Below are 16810 nucleotides of genomic sequence, written 5' to 3' on the forward strand. Positions count from 1 at the left end.
TAATGTCGATGTTCTTTAATAATGATCTTTTCCACTGTGTTTACTTTAATGTAAACCCATTTCCGGACAAGACAGTTCCTTTGCCCCAGAGGGGCAAAACTTAAATGTCTGAGGAACTCCGATGGGACGTTAAACGATAAATCTGGTTAAACTTTGTGAAGTTTAACCGGATTTATATCAGCACTAAAATACTTTATACCTTTTTTAGCGTTTCCATCAGCACCGGAATTTTGGGCACTTTTGGGTACGACTGGAATAATTTACCATACTTATCATAAATGGCTATGTATGGGGTGGTTTGTACGCTGTAAAACTTTTGCACAACGTAGGTATAACCCTCGGTACCAATGGTGATGTTATGGTATTTGGCCAGGTCAAAATCGCGCTGAAAAGTTTGGATGCCTTTAAGCATAGGCATAAAGGTGATCATCACAATCTGCACATCTTTTAACTTGGGCAGCTCGGGTTTCAGATCGTACATCAGGTGCTGGCAATGGCTGCAATCAGGCGAAAAATAGATCACCATTACCGGCTTGTTTTTTTTCAGGTTGGCAGGAGTAACGTAAACACTGTCTGTAGTGAGGATGTGATATGGCGGCAAACCGGAATTAGCAGGTGGCGTTTGTGCCTGGCTGCACCCGGCGGCAATAATCAGACAAAGCAGTAAATACAGTTTCTTCATTATTTTAATTAGCGTTTAATAAGCATAGTTACAACATTTTTAGCTTTCAAGCAATTCAATTTGCCAGGCAACATGCTCTTCAGTTACGGGGAATAACGCATTTTCACGTACTGTATGATATACGGCCTCAAATATCCCGTTATAATTACCTTTGGGTGACGGTATCCACTCTACAGTTTTTTGCCCGTCGGCTCCCATCAGCACCAGTTTGCCGTCGCTGCCTTCGGGTTCAATGCCAAAACCTTCATCGGTGGGCATCATATCGGCATCAAGCTGTGCTTCCTGTACGTCGGTACGCATTTTAACAAAGCTGCCTAATGTGCCATGTACCACAAAGCCGTAGGTGTGTTCGGCAATGAGTAATCCCGAGGTTAGGTAAACATTCAACTGGTTAGGGTATTTAAGGTGGATATTGAAATAATCATCAACCTGCGAATCTGGTCTGAATGCAGCGGTAGTTTTTTCATAGCTCAACGGCCTGCCGAAGATGCTGATGGCATTATCAACCAAATGCGCCCCAAGATCATAAGTAAGGCCGCCACCAGGAACACCGGCTGTTTCCTTGAATTTTTTAACGCCGATAGCCATGCGGTACCTGTCGAGCCTGAAGTGAACCTCGATCAGTTCCCCTAACCTGCCGCTTTCAATTACTTCCTTTACCGAAAGGAAGCCACTGTCATAACGGCGGTTTTGGTAGATCATCACTTTCAAATCAAGCTTTTTGCCCAAATCGTACAGAGCTTTTACCTCATGAGAAGTTACAGCTGCGGGTTTTTCGATCAACACGTGCTTGCCGGCATTAAGGGCTTGTACAGCATAATCAAAATGGGTGTTGTTGGGCGTGTTAACGATGATTAACTCTATTTCATTGTCGTTAAGCAGCTCATCGATGGTATCGTAGCTAATAACATCAGGATATTTTTTACCGGCTTTTTTTTCATGGCGTTCAACCACTGCTTTAAAGGTAAAGCCCGGATTGGTAGTTAAAAACGGGGCATGAAAAATCCTGCCCGACATTCCGTAGGCCATGAGGCCGGTTACTATTGGTTTCGACATATTAAAGTAGATTTTGCTGTGTTAAAAGTATCGTTTTAGCTACACCCACACAAGTTATATAAAAGAAAAAGGGAGATTGTTACATCTCCCTTTTTCTTTCTGAAGTAATCAATAGTTGATTATTTCATGCCCTTTTGGATAGCCTCAATTTCGGCTAAGTGGTGTTGAATTGTGGGCAATGTTTTGGCTGCCCACGCTTTAAGATCAGCGTCCTTGCAATTTTTTGAAGCATCTTCAAACATCGAAGCTACTTTTTTATGGCCGTCAACCATGGCGTCAACATAAGCTTTATCAAAGTCGGCCCCTGATTTTGCTGCCAGTTCGGTTTTCTTTTTCTGATGATCGGCATCCGGTTCGGTTGGTAAGCTGATGTTTTTAGTTTTAGCAAGCGCCATCAGCTCATCATTGGCTTTGGTATGGTCGGTAACCATCATTTTGGCAAAGTCTTTCACTTTGGCATTGGTAGCCTTTTCGCTGGCCAGTTGACCGATAGCAACTTCGGCTAAGCCGGCGTTGGCTGCGCCTGTGGCAAATTTGGCATCATCGGCAGTAACAGCAATGCCTGTTGCACCTGTAGTGGTGGTGTCTTTTACTTTGTTGGCGCTGTCGGCAGTATCTTTTACAGCTGCCGAACTATCGGTGGCTCCGCTTTTAGCGCCGCCGTTACAGGCCTGGAATGATAATGCCGCCAGGGCCATCATTGCAATTAAACTTAACTTTTTCATAGTAGTGTTTTATGTATTTGTTTTACAGTTAACATTTTGTAGTTAAATAAGTTTGATTTTCTTATTTGTAAAATTTAATGGTCTGTGCCGGGAGCAAGCTTAATAGGTATTAATTCTTTCCCGCCCTTTTGATTGCCTTCGGGTGCCGAAAATATTAAATACACTTATTCACATTTTAATGAATATTTAACATTTGTTTAAAAGGACTTTTATAAGTTGTGTATTATAATAATACGACTAAATTATACCTGATATGTTAATAGGATCATTGTTTTTGGGCAAGGTGCATGAGGTTAACGGGCAGTGGATAGAGACCAAATTTGTGGTTATTGGCATTCCGCTGTTTCCTACCAGCTCCATGCTGGTAACCCGTGCCGCCTGGCGAAGCCGCAACGGGTTTAATATCCCGCTGAATTATCAAAGCATTATTGCGGGTTATGCACGCATGTTTTCGCTTATTATTGCTTTTATAGCCTTTATATTATTTTTTATTGAACGCGATTCAACTGCTTCTGTAATAGGCGGAGCAGGTTTGTTGCTGTGGCTTTATTTTTACTTTGTTTTTGGCAGCGCCGATACCGCAGAAGCTGAAGAACGCAAAAAAATGGGCGACCTTACCGGCCTTTATATCAAACCCGAGTGGCTTGATCATGATGATGCCTATAAAATCTACGAACGTCTCGAAAAAAAATACCGCACCGAGTTTGATGGTGCCAACTGGCTTACCGATCTGCGACAAAACGAAATAGCGCCGGCCAAATTGCCGCTGTTGTATGCACTATCGAGGTTTAATTATTCGTTAAGGGCTACCGAATGCAACAGGAAATTGTTTGAAAAGGCAGATAGTTTATACTTGTAACACAGGTTTTTGCGTTTATTTGCCTAAACCTTATTTATCATGAAGAACCTGATCGTCGCTTTGTTAATAATAGCGGCAGGCAACGCCTCTGCACAGCAAAAGTTTGATCCTGTTTTAAAGAAGCAGCTTGACAGCGTATTAGCGCTTGATCAAAAATACCGCGAAATATTAACTTATCTGATGGACCCGAACAAAAAGGATTCGGTACTAAGGACCTTGCCTGTTAAGCCGGAACAAGCAACGGGCTATTACTGGAAATTGCAAACCCGGGCGGATTCAAGTAATTTGATTTTCATTGAAAACATATTTGCAAAATATGGTTACCCCGGCAAATCGCTCGTTGGTGAACCAACCAACGAGGCTGCCTGGTCGGTGGTGCAGCATTCTCCCAAAATTGATAAATATCTTCCTGCAATTAAAACCGCGGCCGAAAATAAGGAGCTGCCCTTCAGGCTGTACGCCATGATGCTCGACAGGCAGCTGATGTATGATGGCAAGGAACAGATCTATGGCTCGCAGGCTACATCAAAGCCATTGCGCAACGGTCAAAACATTGGTTATTACATTTGGCCTATTAAAGAAGCCGCTACGGTGAATGAGCGCCGTAAACAAGCCGGCTTTGACCAAACTGTTGAACAAAATGCAAAACGGTTGGGGATTGATTATAAAGTTGTCAAAATAGAAGATGTGAAGTGGTAGTATGGAGACATACGAATAAAAAGGTCTCTGCCGTTGTTGGTGACAACACCAACAACGGCGAGAACAATAGAGATAAATCGCTATTCAGAACAATCTAATTCCCCATCAAAAAGTTTACACCCTGCGTTCCCCCGCATCATATAAAAACATAACTTTGCCCCTGCAAAATTTAATACCATGAGTTTCAGAACCGAACACGATACCATGGGCGAGGTACAGGTACCTGCCGACAAATACTGGGGAGCGCAAACCGAACGCTCACGCAATAATTTTAAAATTGGTCCCGAGGCGTCAATGCCAAAGGAAATTATCGACGCTTTCGCTTACCTGAAGAAGGCTGCAGCTTTTACTAATACCGATTTAGGTGTATTATCAGCAGAAAAACGCGATTTGATTGCACAAGTGTGCGACGAGATCCTGGCCGGCCAGCTGGCTTCAGAGTTTCCGCTGGTAATCTGGCAAACTGGCTCGGGCACACAATCAAACATGAACGTGAACGAGGTGGTTGCTAACCGTGCACACGTATTACAAGGCAATAAACTGGGCGAAGGCAAAACCTTTATCCACCCTAATGATGATGTGAACAAGTCACAATCATCAAACGATACTTACCCAACCGCCATGCACATCGCAGCATACAAAATGCTGATCGACGTAACTATTCCGGGTGTTGAAAAACTGCGTGATACTTTACAAGCTAAATCAGAAGCCTTTAAATCGGTAGTGAAAATCGGTCGTACCCACTTGATGGATGCCACCCCACTTACTTTAGGCCAGGAATTTTCAGGCTATGTATCACAATTGAACCACGGTTTAAAAGCGTTGCGTAATACGCTTGACCACCTATCGGAACTTGCCCTTGGTGGTACTGCTGTAGGTACAGGCATCAATACACCTAAAGGTTATGATGTTAAAGTTGCTGAGTACATTGCTCAATTTACCGGCTTGCCGTTCATTACAGCCGAAAATAAATTTGAGGCCCTTGCCGCTCACGATGCCATTGTAGAAAGCCATGGCGCATTGAAACAGATCGCGGTTTCATTAATGAAAATTGCTAATGATATCAGGATGCTGGCTTCTGGCCCGCGTTCGGGTATTGGCGAAATCCATATTCCGGATAACGAGCCTGGTTCATCAATTATGCCGGGTAAAGTTAATCCAACCCAAAATGAGGCTGTTACCATGGTAGCTGCACAGGTTATGGGTAATGATGTGGCTATCTCTATCGGTGGTTCAAACGGCCATTACGAACTGAACGTATTTAAACCGGTTATGGCTGCTAACTTTCTTCAATCGGCAAGGTTAATTGGCGATGCTTGTGTATCATTCAATGACCATTGCGCTATAGGTATTGAGCCGAACTACGAAGGCATCAAAAAACACCTTGAAAACTCGTTAATGCTGGTAACTGCACTTAACCCGCACATCGGTTACGAAAACGCAGCAAAAATTGCTAAAACAGCACTTAAAAACGGGAGTTCATTACGCGAAGCAGCTATTGGCTTAGGCTTACTAACCAACGAGCAGTTTGACGAGTGGGTACGCCCCGAAAATATGATAGGCAGCTTAAAATAAGAGCCACCTCACCCCAACCCCTCTCCAAAAGAGAGGGGCTTTTTAATTTTCGCTTATGCAAAAACGCTATAGCTTTCTCTTTTTTTCCTTCAGCTTTCGGCTTTTCGCTTTAAGCCTTCCGCTTCCCGCTTTCCGCTCAAAGAAAGCCTTTCGCCTTTTACCTTTCGCCTTTCACCTAACAGGGATCGCCTTTTGCCTAATCGTAGCTTCTTGTAGCAGGAACCCCGACATGCAGGAGCCGGGAGATAGCAAGCTACAGGGTGAGTGGCGGCAGGACTCGGTACCCGCTCAAAAAAGCCTGGTAACATATTCGCTATACGACATTAAATTCAGCTGTGATTCATTTCTTTTGAAGATTAGTACCGTTAGCAAGGTAAATTATGGTGCCGATACTTGCATGAGTAAAGGACATTGGGCCGAATATGTGCGCGGAACGTACTCGCAAAGGCAGGATACGCTGCACATTAAAGGCCAGTTTTGTAATGCCGATGGCTCATATAAAAACGAGCAGGGTTGTTTCAGGTTTGGCGATTATGAAGAATACTTTAAGGTTCACCGCACCGGCGATTCGCTCATCAGGTTTATAAGCACATCAAACGTAATACCTATTAACGTGCACTTGATAAAAAGAACAAGCTGTATTCCAAAACCATTGTAATGAAAACACAAATTTTAAAGAAACTTTTACTGCTGGTGGCTATATTTTATATCCCACTGCAAAGTATGGCCTGGGGCACTAACGGTCATCGTATTTGTGGCCAGGTTGCCGATAGCTACCTTACACCTAAAGCCCGTAAAGCCATAGAAGCCATTTTAGGCAATGAATCAATAGCAATTACCAGTAACTGGGCCGATTTCATTAAATCCGACCCGGCTTATGGTTACCTGTATAACTGGCATTTTATCGATCTGGATAAAGCCTATACCTATCCCGAACTACAAGGCTACTTAAAAGCGGATACAGCCGTTGACGCCTACACTAAAATGAACTTTTTGATTGCGGAGCTTAAAAAGCCAGCTACAACAAAAACCAACAAGCTGCTTTATCTGCGCATGCTGATCCATATTGTTGAGGATGTACACCAGCCGCTGCACACCGGCCACACCAGTGATAAAGGTGGTAACGATGTAAAAGTGCAATGGTTTGGTAAAGACAGCAACCTGCACTCGGTTTGGGATAGTCAGTTAATTGATTTTCAGCAATTAAGTTATACCGAGTATGCAACCATGATTAACCATACTACAGCTGCCCAGCGCACCAGGCTGCAAAAAGACCCGATAAGCCAGTGGCTGTATGAAAGCAATCAGATTGCAGAAAAACTGTATGTAGATGTTAAACCCGGTGAAAACCTGAGCTACAAATACAACTTCAAATACATTGGCATCCTAAACGACCAAATGGTAAAAGCCGGCGTTCGTTTGGCTGGTGTTTTGAATCAGATTTTTGGTTGATTTTTTTAAGGCGGAAGGTTAAAGCTGAAAGGTAAAAGGTTGCCTCTATGCTTTAACCTTTTGCCTTTAACCTTTCTCCTTTTACCTCCAACAAAATGAAAGTACTAATGGTATGCCTCGGCAATATCTGCCGTTCGCCACTGGCCGAAGGGATCATGCAGCACCTGGCAGATGAAAATGGTTTGGGCTGGGATGTTGATTCGGCAGGTACGGGTAGATGGCATATAGGTGAAGCTCCCGACAGGCGTTCGATCCGCGCCGCACGCAACCATGGAATTGATATCAGCAAACAGGTTTGCCGCCAGTTTAAACGAAGCGACTTTGACGATTTTGACCACATCTTTGTAATGGACCGCAATAATTTGAGCGATGTGCTTGATATGGCCCGCAACGAAGAACAAGCCGCCAAAGTAAAACTTCTTTTGGGCGATAAAGTTGTGCCCGATCCGTACTATGATGACAACCAATTTGAACCGGTTTTTGAATTGATTGAAAACGGTTGTAAGGATATTATTAAAGGGTTACACCCCCTCTAAATCTCCCCCGGTTGGGGAGACTTTTAATAAATATTTTTAAGCCCTCCCTTCCGGGGAGGGTTTGGGTGGGGTTTCTACCCTAAAAAACGGCACATCTTCACCATACCAAAACACAATCCCTTCCCTTGCAAACCCGGCTTTGATCAGTACCCTTTGTGATGCCGCGTTTTGCGGATGGGTAACGGCACAAATTTCTTTCAGGCCAATTTTATTTAATCCATAGCTAACTAATGCCTCTGCCAATTCGGTTGCAACGCCTTGCCCCCAGTATTTGAGGTGCAGGCGGTAGCCCAACTCAATTCGGCTCTTGTCATAATCACTTGGTTTTAGTGCGCAAACGCCTATAAAATCGTTATCGGCGATATTAAAGACGCCCCATCTGCCCAGGCCCGATCCATTTTGGTATTCTTTCAAGGTATCCTTAAAAACCTGTTTACTCTCCTGTGGAGTGCGTTTCTTTACATACTGGGTAAGACGGTCATCTGCATCAATCACAGTTGAAAGTACTTCGTCTTCGGCTGTAAATTCGCGGATCAGTAAGCGTGGTGTTTGGGTGATAATATTCATAGGTTTTCAAAAATAAATTTTTGAATTGATTGTGAGGGTAAGATGAGTGTCATTAAAGAGTTGCTATAGGCAAATTTTGCAGGATACGTGCCTTGAAATGCAATAGGAGGCACCTCCGTAGCCTTGATATCTGTCTTGTTTTTTAACTATAAACATGGTACTCCTATAGAATTTAAAAGGCACGCATGCATAGAACTCCGTAGGAGTACCATGTGTATAGAAAATGAAACAAACCTTTTGGCTCCGGAGGAGCCTCCTGTATTTACATGATAGTGAACCGATGTAATTATTCTGATCCTTAACGGTAGCTCAATTATGCTAAAACCCTCATTTCCCGTTAAATTTTTTATACCTTGCATAATTTACTTATAAGATATAGTGACTTTCCAGGATTTTAATTTTAACGAGCAATTATTTGAAGGTGTAGAGAGTATGGGTTTCCTGAACCCTACACCCATACAGGCCATGGCTATCCCAACCATTATGGAGGGGCGCGACCTGATTGCATGCGCTCAAACCGGTACCGGTAAAACCGGCGCCTACCTGCTGCCTGTTTTAAACAGCATCAGTAAAACAAATAAACACCATACCAGTGCCCTTATACTTGCCCCAACCCGCGAGCTTGCCCAGCAAATAGATCAGCAGGTTGAAGGCCTTGCCTATTTTACAGGCATCAGCTCTATTGCCGTTTTTGGTGGCGGCGATGGTGTGGTTTATGAACAGCAGCGCCGCGGCATCCAAAATAATGTAAACATCATTGTGGCTACTCCGGGCAGGCTTATCGCCCACCTCACATCGGGTGTGCTGAAGCTCAATCATCTTACCCACCTGGTACTTGATGAGGCCGACAGGATGCTGGATATGGGTTTTTCGGATGATATCATGAAGATCATCAGCTACCTGCCTAAAGAACGGCAAACGCTGCTTTTTTCGGCCACCATGCCGGGCCGTATCCGTTCATTGGCGAAAGCTATTTTGAAAGATCCCGAGCAAATTAACATAGCCATTTCGCAGCCGGCTGTGGGTATCGATCAGCAGGTTTACCGGGTGCACGATCAGCAAAAAACGCCGCTGGTGCAGCACATCCTCAAAGATTCGGCGTTTACAAGTATTATCATCTTTGCTTCGCGCAAAGAAATTGTTAAAGCATTGTACAAAGAATTGAAGGCGATCAAGATCAACGCCATGTCGTTCCACTCCGATCTGGAGCAGAAGGAACGTGAGGAGATCCTGCTTAAGTTCAAAAACAAATTACTTCCGGTTATCATTGGTACCGATGCGCTTTCGCGTGGTATTGATGTGGAAGGTATCGACCTGGTGATCAATTATGATGTTCCCGGCGATCCGGAAGATTATATCCACCGTATCGGTCGCACGGCCCGCGCTGCTACCACCGGCACAGCTATTACTTTTGTTAACCACCGTGATGAGCGAAAGTTAAAAAACATTGAAAAACTGATAGAAAAGCCTATCAAGCTAATGGCGCTGCCTGATGAGTTAGCCTCAATACAACCCCTTAAGCCTGAACCTGCGCAAGGTGACGCCAAAAGGAAACCTAACCGCCGCTGGGGAAAAAAGAAACCGAAACAACAGAACACCGGTAATTAAAAGATTTTCACGAATACTTTTAAGTTGAACACAATTTAATCGAATTACACGAATTACACGAATTACACGAATTACACGAATTAAATAGGTTAATAGAAGCTCAGGATCTACAAGCATTATTTCATTGCCGTTGACTTTAGTCAACGGTTAAAAAAGAAACGAACTCCCAGGCTTTAGCCCAAACTGTTCGAGCGGAATTTGGCTAAAGCCTGGGAGTTTGCAATCGCATCCCTTTGACTTTAGTCAACGGCAATGAATTTGATAGGAGTTCTCCCTGTTTAATCCCGATAATCTCAAATTCGTGAAATTCGCTTCAATTCGAATAAATTAGTTCATCATTACTAAAACGTTTTATCTATTTTAATATCTTAGACCAAAAATCTATTTTCCAATGATCATCCCTAAAAAGCTGGTTTTACTGGCAGCATTAGGTGTGGCACTTACCACATCTGCAAACAAAGTATTAGCACAAGAGAAAAAAACATCCGGCAATCCTATTGTTGAAGGCTGGTATGCCGACCCGGAGGCTAAGATCTTTAACAAGCAATACTGGGTGTACCCTACCTATTCGGCTAAATATAACGACCAGGTGTTTATGGATGCCTTTTCATCGCCCGACCTGGTTAACTGGACAAAGCATCCGCATATTATAGATACTGCTGCCGTAAAGTGGGCAAAGCGCGCTATGTGGGCTCCTGCCGTAACCGAAAAAGATGGTAAATACTATATCTTTTTTGGTGCCAATGATATCCAGAACAATAACGAAATTGGTGGCATTGGCGTTGCTGTTGGCGATAAACCCGAAGGTCCGTTCAAAGACCTTTTGGGTAAACCACTCATTGGGCAGATCATCAATAAAGCTCAGCCTATCGACCAGTTTGTTTTTAAAGACGATAATGGCCAGTACTACATGATCTATGGTGGCTGGGGCCAATGTAACATTGTAAAACTAAAAAACGATTTTACAGGCGTTGAACCATTTGATAATGGTGAAACCTATAAGCTGATCACTCCTAAAGATTATGTTGAAGGCCCGGTAATGTTTAAGCGCAAAGGCAAATACTACTTTATGTGGAGCGAAGGCGGTTGGACTGGTCCGGATTACCGCGTTGCTTACGCTATTGGCGATTCGCCTTTCGGTCCGTTTAACCGTATCGGAACCATATTAAAGCAGGATGCCAGCATAGCTACGGGTGCAGGTCACCATTCGGTGATCCAGGTGCCGGGTAAAGATGAATGGTATATAGTTTATCACCGCCGCCCGTTAACCGAAACAGATGGCAATCATCGTGTTACCTGTATCGATAAAATGTATTTTGATAAGGATGGCAAGATCCTGCCGGTTAAGATCACCAATGAAGGTGTAACGGCAAGGAAGATTAAATAGCCCCCTGGCCTCTGAAAGGGGAGCTTGCGGAGAACATAGCACGTTGCAAAACTTACGAAGTTTTTAAAACTTCGTAAGTTTCCTTAACCATTTGAGGCATTGAGGTAATATGCCCTTTAATTTGCACATCTGAAATTTCATCATTTGCAAATCAATCTTCCCCCTAAAAGGGTGAAGTTGATAATCCCTGATATTTAGTATCTTAAACCGTTTTTATTGACTGACATTATTCCTTTATCATTATGACGCGATCATTTTTCGGGCATTAGTAGTTTTACTTGCCCTTATTGGCAGCAACCGCTGTTTCGGGCAAGCCGCCGAAAACTTACCTACCGATTATTTAAGCAAAGAATTTCACGCCGGAAGACGCCAGGCGCTGCGTGAGCTGATGCCCGCCAATTCGGTAACGGTGATCTTCTCGTACCCCGAGCAGGTGTTTTCGAATGACGTTAACTACGTTTATCATCCTAACCCCGACCTGTATTATTTTTCGGGATATAAAGAACCCAACTCAGTATTGTTAGTATTTAAAGATCTGCAGGCCGATGGCGACAGTAGCTATAATGAGGTGCTGTTTGTACGCCACCGCGATGCCGGTCGCGAGCAGTGGACAGGCAGGCGTTTGGGCGTTGAAGGTGCTAAATCGCGGCTGGGCTTTAAGCGGGCTTATAACAGTGAGGATTTTGCGAAATTCCCTGTTGATTTTAAAAAGTTTGCCAATGTATATTATGACGCGCTGCCAGAGGACGTTACGGGCGATGGCTCGACAGGCGAGTTAAAGAAGCTGATAGCTGCTTTTAAAAGTAAGGCTGGCATAACGGAAACAAACAGGCAGGTTATGAGTGACCTTAATTTGATAGCAAGAATGGTTACCCCTCAAAATTTGGACCGTTTCATGACTTATTTTAAAGATAAGTTTGCAGATGATGATCACAAGAATAATCCGCTTATACAACAATTGTTGGCCAAGCCCGATTCTGCAACACTTGCCGATGTTAAGGCAAAGATTGCCGCAACTTACGGCGGTAACACCGGATATGCTGAATTTACTTCCAAACTTCGCGGTATAAAAACTCCGGAAGAAATAGCTGTATTGAAAAAAGCTGTTGAAATATCAAGCCTCGCCCATCTGGAAGTAATGAAATCGGTAAAACCAACTATAAGCGAGCGCGAGGTGGAAGGGATCATGACCTATGTGCACAAAAGATATGGAGCAGAAGACGAGGGTTACCCGCCAATTGTAGGTGCCGGGGCAAATGGCTGTATCCTGCACTATGAAGAAAATTCGGCTACAAAACTTAGCAACCAATTGCTGCTGATGGATGTTGGTGCCGAGTATCATGGCTACTCTGCCGATGTTACCCGTACCGTACCCGCCAACGGCAAATTTACTGAAGAGCAAAAAGCAATTTACCAACTGGTTTATGATGCCCAGGAAGAAATTTTTAAGTTATGCAAAGCAGGCGTTCCGTATGCCAGTCTTGAACAGAAATCGGCCGAAGTTTTAGCAGCAGGGTTAATCAAACTGGGTATTATTAAAAATGCTTCGGAAGTGCGTAAGTACTATCCGCATGGTTGCTCGCACCATTTAGGGCTTGATGTGCATGACAAAGGCGGTCGCGGTAATTTGGAAGAGAATTGGGTGATCACTGTTGAGCCGGGAATTTATATCCCAGCGGGTAGTCCATGTGATAAAAAATGGTGGAACATTGGTGTACGTATTGAAGATGATGTACAGATAGGAAAAGACAAGGGCACGATCCTTTCAATAGATGCGCCGCGCAAATGGCAGGACGTTGAAAAAGCAGTAACCGAGAAAAGTATTTTTGAAGCCGCTAAATTCCCGGAGCTGAAGTAAAATTAAAGTAAGATAAGATAAAAAGCCACCGCTCGGCTCCCGCCGAGTGGCAGCTATCAAGCGGCCTCTGGCCGCCGAAGCGAAAATACCTGTGCCCGTTTGTAACCGAACTTGCGCTCGTTTGCAACGAGCGCTTAATATGGTTTGGCGATTTCATCGCCGGTATCGCGTTACAAACGCTATCCCAGTTTAAGCGCTCGTTGCAAACGAGCGCAAGAAAAAAAGCATTTTTGAAGCCGCTAAATTCCCGGAGCTGAAGTAAAAAATGCACTTTATGTCATTGCGAGGAGCAGCGGGGGCTGTGCAATTGGGCGACGTGGCAATCTCGTAGCTTTGCATCGCCACGGTGCATAGCGGCCCTGTATAGCTACGAGATTGCCGCGCTATCGCTCGCAATGACATAGGGGTAGTAAAACAAAAAGCCCTTCGGATTAAATTCCGAAGGGCTTTCGTCTTTAATGTAATCATTACTTCTTAATCCTGCTTTTCAGCTCAGCCAATGGCATGGTAACCATACGGCCTATTGGCTTTTTACCGCGATAGGTGATCACCCGGAGCGTAGTTGCATCCTTAGGAGCATCTATCGGTGTTGTATATTTAGGATAAAACCTGTCGGGGAACGAGTTGTCAAAACTGTAATAAGTATCCAGTCCGTTAACCTCGTTAGTCAGCGTGATTTTTAACGTGCTGTCGGCATTCAAGGTAGCGTCAAATGACGGATCATAAGCGCTTGGGGCTATCTTGGTTTCAGCTTCATCAAAGCGTGGGAAGTGTTTCTCTACCCTGCTGAAAAATCCATCCCAGTTTTTAGTACCTTTTGGCGACCATACATCCTCGGCAATAGCCATTCCGCGTGGCCAGGTCATATATTCGGCCTGGCGGATGTTGTACACCTGCTCTGTCCACAAGTTGGCCTGTCCGCCTTTAATGAGGCGTGCATCAACGCTATCGGGTACAGGCTCCCATGAATAGGTTTTGTTTAAACGAAGTGTGGCGTAGATTTTGGTTTCGTTTACACGGTCGCTTTGCATATAATCAAGATACGCGAACGTAGTTGGGCTCATTACCACTTCGTGGCCGGCTTTGGCAGCGGTAATGCCACCCTGGATACCGCGCCAGCTCATAACAGCTGCATTGGGCCCCAGGCCGCCTTCAATGATCTCATCCCAGCCCATGAATTTTTTGCCTTTTGATTCAACGATCTTTTCAAGGCGCTTTTCAAAATAAGCCTGTACTTCGCTCATGGTCTTCAGGTTTTCTTTAGCCATTAATGCTTTTATGGCATCGCTTTGTTCCCAGAAATTTTTGGCGCACTCGTCACCCCCTAAATGGATATAACCGAAGGGGAATAACTGGGCAACTTCGGTAACTACTTTATCCATAAAAGTATAAACAGCTTCATTGGCCGGGCAAAGTGTGTTGTCAACAATAGCGCGGTTATGCGGGCCGCTCCAATCCATAAAAGGCTCGCCTGAATTTACCACATATTTATCGGCACCGGGTGTGCATGAAAGTTCGGGATAAGCAACTACAGCGGCAAGGCTATGGCCGGGAACATCAATTTCGGGCAGGATATCAACAAACCGGTCTTTCGCGTATTGTACCAGTTCCTTGATATCTTCCTGGGTATAGAAACCGCCGTAAGTACGCGGTTCATCAGCTGTTGGCGGGGTGAATGTTCCAAACTGACCAACTTTTTTAACGTTGTGAGCTCCCACTTCGGTTAACCTTGGCAGGCTTTTGATCTCCACGCGCCAACCTTCATCATCGGTAAGGTGTAAATGAAGCAGGTTAAATTTGTACTTAACCATAGCATCGATGTATTGCTTAACCTCGGCTTTGGTAAAAAAGTGACGGGCTACATCAAACATCAATCCTCTCCAGGCAAACCTTGGATAGTCGGTAATTTCAACTGCGGGTGCAGTCCACTTTACACCTTTGGCTATTTCCAAACCCTCAACCTCTTTAGGCAGCAGCTGGAAAAACGTTTGTACACCATAAAATAGCCCGGCAGCATCATTGGCACGGATCACTACTTTTTTAGGCGTTACAGATAATTTATATCCCTCGGTTTTGAGCACTGTATCAGCAGTTTTATTTAAGATTAGCCTGATGGGTGCTGTGGGGGCGGTACTTTTTACAGTAATGAATGCTCCTGTGGATGTAGATAGTTTTCGTTTAAGGTAGGCAGTTACATTTGCCACATCGGCAGATGAACCGGCCTCAACAACAACTGTTTTGGGCAGCACAAACTCGCCGGTAGTTTGGGTAACTTTTACCGGCTGCGGGATAAGCGCGAGGGCCGGTTTGGTTGTTTGGGCTGCAGAAAGCAGGTGTGCCATACAGCCGCAAAGCAATAAGGATAATCTCTTCATAAAGAATTGTTATTTAATTGGATGTACGCAAATTAAACTTTTTAAATAATATTAAGAAGTGTTTTCTGAACCATGGTTTTTTTGTCTGAACTCGAATTTTAAGGAATTATTGGAATTTTTTGAATTTGCTGAGCATTCTGGTAATTACTTAATTCTATAAATTCGGGTTCAGACAAAACATCAGCCGCCGGGCGATAAAGAAAACCTAAATCCGAAATCGAATATTCGAAGTCCGACATTCCAAATTACACCCTGATATAAATATTCCGCTTGTCAAGGATGTAAGCCACCAGCCAACAGATCAGCATAAAGCTGATGGCAAAAAGCAACGAGCCTATTGGCCCGGGCGCTATGGCCTGGTAAAAAGCCGTATTTATCCAGGCTACAGCATTTGCGCCGCCTATAATGATCATGCTTACCGGGATCAGCAATATTTCGGAAAGCACGTAAATTGGCAGCGGATTTTTACCCATGGTGGTGAAAAAACGAGCCCAGTTGCCCTTGTTCCAGTTATTGATCTCCAGCGTATAGATTAATGCCGACAGGATCACCAGATCGAGCCCGGTGGTAACCAGCACAAAAGAGCTTGTCCACAGCTTTTTATTGATCGGGAAAACCATGTTCCAGCACAGGGCCAAAAAGATGAACAGGCAGCCGGTTAACAGTAGTTTGGTAGTGGTATCGTATCCCTTTCCTTTTTGCTGAATGAACTTACCTGCGTAATAACCCACTACCACATTAACAATAGCAGGTAACGTGCTTAATACACCTTCGGGTTCGAACGGGATACCTTCGCCGTGATACAGGTGATCGACACCAAACAAAAACTTATCAAGATAAATGCCCGCATTACCGGTCATGCTCAGCGGATCGGCAGGATTGCCGTACACCAGCAGGATGATCCAGTACATCACTAAAAATAAGCCTGACAAAATAAAAACCGTTTGTTTGGACAGGAAATGGATCATCAGCGAAGCAAAGCAATAGCACAGGGCAATCCTTTGCAAAACACCCATAATGCGGGTGTGTGTAATTGGCTTTAAGTGAAATCCGCCGTTGGTTGAAAAGAAAGGGAACCAGTACATCAGGTAACCTATTAAAAATATAAGCAGCGTACGCCTGAAAATTTTGCTAAGTACGGCCGCGTTGCCCATCTCCTGGTAGCGTTTCATTGAAAAGCTCATAGCATTGCCTACGGCAAACAAAAAGGAAGGGAATACAAGATCGGTTGGGGTGAAGCCATGCCATGCAGCATGCTCAAGCGGTGAAAATGGGGCTGCTCCGCTGCCCGGCGTATTTACAATGATCATGAAGCATAAAGTCATGCCACGAAATACATCCAGCGATAAAAACCGCGATGATGATTTGTCCATAAATGGGTTTAAAAATGTTTATAATCAGCTTTACAAAAAGGCAGGGGGATAGGGCAAG

Annotated in this window: 15 protein-coding genes; 9 read left to right on the plus strand and 6 right to left on the minus strand. The window is 44.2% G+C overall.

What is annotated here, in order from left to right:
* Positions 1-193: 193 nt before the first annotated feature.
* The 3 genes from AC59JO_RS27880 to AC59JO_RS27890 form a co-directional block, all read right to left on the minus strand.
* On the minus strand, positions 194-682 hold the full coding sequence (locus AC59JO_RS27880) for a TlpA family protein disulfide reductase (RefSeq protein ID WP_091210093.1): 489 nt from the start codon (positions 680-682) through the stop codon (positions 194-196).
* Positions 683-721: 39 nt separating this feature from the next.
* A complete protein-coding gene (locus AC59JO_RS27885) occupies positions 722-1738 on the minus strand; it encodes a Gfo/Idh/MocA family oxidoreductase (RefSeq protein ID WP_413670443.1) in 1017 nt (338 codons plus the stop codon).
* A 119-nt stretch (positions 1739-1857) separates the two neighbouring features.
* Positions 1858-2463 carry a DUF4142 domain-containing protein gene (locus AC59JO_RS27890; protein ID WP_413670442.1) on the minus strand — a complete coding sequence of 202 codons (606 nt, stop codon included), beginning with the start codon at positions 2461-2463 and terminating at the stop codon, positions 1858-1860.
* A gap of 253 nt (positions 2464-2716) precedes the next feature.
* Here AC59JO_RS27890 and AC59JO_RS27895 point away from each other — a divergent pair, with 253 nt between their 5' ends.
* The 6 genes from AC59JO_RS27895 (at position 2717) to AC59JO_RS27920 (ending at position 7584) form a co-directional block, all read left to right on the plus strand.
* Positions 2717-3322, plus strand: coding sequence for a hypothetical protein (locus AC59JO_RS27895; RefSeq protein ID WP_413670441.1), 606 nt, complete (start codon positions 2717-2719; stop codon positions 3320-3322).
* Positions 3323-3361: 39 nt separating this feature from the next.
* Positions 3362-4021 carry a DUF6624 domain-containing protein gene (locus tag AC59JO_RS27900; protein WP_497309583.1) on the plus strand — a complete coding sequence of 220 codons (660 nt, stop codon included), beginning with the start codon at positions 3362-3364 and terminating at the stop codon, positions 4019-4021.
* A gap of 177 nt (positions 4022-4198) precedes the next feature.
* Positions 4199-5596: a class II fumarate hydratase gene (gene fumC / locus AC59JO_RS27905; protein ID WP_413670439.1), complete on the plus strand. Its 1398-nt coding sequence runs from the start codon at positions 4199-4201 to the stop codon at positions 5594-5596.
* A 229-nt stretch (positions 5597-5825) separates the two neighbouring features.
* Entirely contained in the window at positions 5826-6254 is a 429-nt protein-coding gene (locus AC59JO_RS27910; protein ID WP_413670438.1) for a fumarate hydratase, read from the plus strand.
* Positions 6254-7048 carry a S1/P1 nuclease gene (locus AC59JO_RS27915; RefSeq protein ID WP_497309585.1) on the plus strand — a complete coding sequence of 265 codons (795 nt, stop codon included), beginning with the start codon at positions 6254-6256 and terminating at the stop codon, positions 7046-7048. Before AC59JO_RS27910 ends, AC59JO_RS27915 begins: the two co-directional genes overlap by 1 nt.
* A 95-nt stretch (positions 7049-7143) precedes the next feature.
* Positions 7144-7584, plus strand: coding sequence for a low molecular weight protein-tyrosine-phosphatase (locus tag AC59JO_RS27920; RefSeq protein WP_497309587.1), 441 nt, complete (start codon positions 7144-7146; stop codon positions 7582-7584).
* Between the two features lie 36 nt (positions 7585-7620).
* On the opposite strand, the gene AC59JO_RS27925 is transcribed toward AC59JO_RS27920, so the two are convergent.
* Positions 7621-8151 carry a GNAT family N-acetyltransferase gene (locus AC59JO_RS27925; RefSeq protein ID WP_413670435.1) on the minus strand — a complete coding sequence of 177 codons (531 nt, stop codon included), beginning with the start codon at positions 8149-8151 and terminating at the stop codon, positions 7621-7623.
* 378 nt (positions 8152-8529) lie between these two features.
* On the opposite strand from AC59JO_RS27925, the gene AC59JO_RS27930 reads away from it, so the two are divergent.
* From AC59JO_RS27930 to AC59JO_RS27940, 3 genes are all read left to right on the plus strand, one after another.
* A complete protein-coding gene (locus AC59JO_RS27930) occupies positions 8530-9759 on the plus strand; it encodes a DEAD/DEAH box helicase (RefSeq protein WP_413670434.1) in 1230 nt (409 codons plus the stop codon).
* 391 nt (positions 9760-10150) lie between these two features.
* Positions 10151-11146 carry a glycoside hydrolase family 43 protein gene (locus AC59JO_RS27935; protein ID WP_497309589.1) on the plus strand — a complete coding sequence of 332 codons (996 nt, stop codon included), beginning with the start codon at positions 10151-10153 and terminating at the stop codon, positions 11144-11146.
* A gap of 286 nt (positions 11147-11432) precedes the next feature.
* On the plus strand, positions 11433-13004 hold the full coding sequence (locus AC59JO_RS27940; RefSeq protein ID WP_497309676.1) for an aminopeptidase P family protein: 1572 nt from the start codon (positions 11433-11435) through the stop codon (positions 13002-13004).
* Between the two features lie 467 nt (positions 13005-13471).
* Here AC59JO_RS27940 and AC59JO_RS27945 read toward each other — a convergent pair whose 3' ends face one another.
* Complete coding sequence (locus tag AC59JO_RS27945; protein WP_497309591.1) at positions 13472-15379, minus strand: beta-N-acetylhexosaminidase; 1908 nt, start codon at positions 15377-15379, stop codon at positions 13472-13474.
* Positions 15380-15624: 245 nt separating this feature from the next.
* Positions 15625-16752 (minus strand): acyltransferase family protein, encoded by a 1128-nt coding sequence (locus tag AC59JO_RS27950; protein ID WP_497309593.1) that lies wholly within the window; start codon positions 16750-16752, stop codon positions 15625-15627.
* Positions 16753-16810: the final 58 nt, after the last annotated feature.

This window comes from Mucilaginibacter sp. A5337 (assembly GCF_059690695.1).

Bases quoted from the DNA above. Each gene is read 5' to 3' on its own strand.
- AC59JO_RS27880 (WP_091210093.1), bottom strand. From the start codon at position 682: ATGAAGAAACTGTATTTACTGCTTTGTCTGATTATTGCCGCCGGGTGC.
- AC59JO_RS27885 (WP_413670443.1), bottom strand. From the start codon at position 1,738: ATGTCGAAACCAATAGTAACCGGCCTCATGGCCTACGGAATGTCGGGC.
- AC59JO_RS27890 (WP_413670442.1), bottom strand. From the start codon at position 2,463: ATGAAAAAGTTAAGTTTAATTGCAATGATGGCCCTGGCGGCATTATCA.
- AC59JO_RS27895 (WP_413670441.1), top strand. From the start codon at position 2,717: ATGTTAATAGGATCATTGTTTTTGGGCAAGGTGCATGAGGTTAACGGG.
- AC59JO_RS27900 (WP_497309583.1), top strand. From the start codon at position 3,362: ATGAAGAACCTGATCGTCGCTTTGTTAATAATAGCGGCAGGCAACGCC.
- fumC (WP_413670439.1), top strand. From the start codon at position 4,199: ATGAGTTTCAGAACCGAACACGATACCATGGGCGAGGTACAGGTACCT.
- AC59JO_RS27910 (WP_413670438.1), top strand. From the start codon at position 5,826: ATGCAGGAGCCGGGAGATAGCAAGCTACAGGGTGAGTGGCGGCAGGAC.
- AC59JO_RS27915 (WP_497309585.1), top strand. From the start codon at position 6,254: ATGAAAACACAAATTTTAAAGAAACTTTTACTGCTGGTGGCTATATTT.
- AC59JO_RS27920 (WP_497309587.1), top strand. From the start codon at position 7,144: ATGAAAGTACTAATGGTATGCCTCGGCAATATCTGCCGTTCGCCACTG.
- AC59JO_RS27925 (WP_413670435.1), bottom strand. From the start codon at position 8,151: ATGAATATTATCACCCAAACACCACGCTTACTGATCCGCGAATTTACA.
- AC59JO_RS27935 (WP_497309589.1), top strand. From the start codon at position 10,151: ATGATCATCCCTAAAAAGCTGGTTTTACTGGCAGCATTAGGTGTGGCA.
- AC59JO_RS27945 (WP_497309591.1), bottom strand. From the start codon at position 15,379: ATGAAGAGATTATCCTTATTGCTTTGCGGCTGTATGGCACACCTGCTT.
- AC59JO_RS27950 (WP_497309593.1), bottom strand. From the start codon at position 16,752: ATGGACAAATCATCATCGCGGTTTTTATCGCTGGATGTATTTCGTGGC.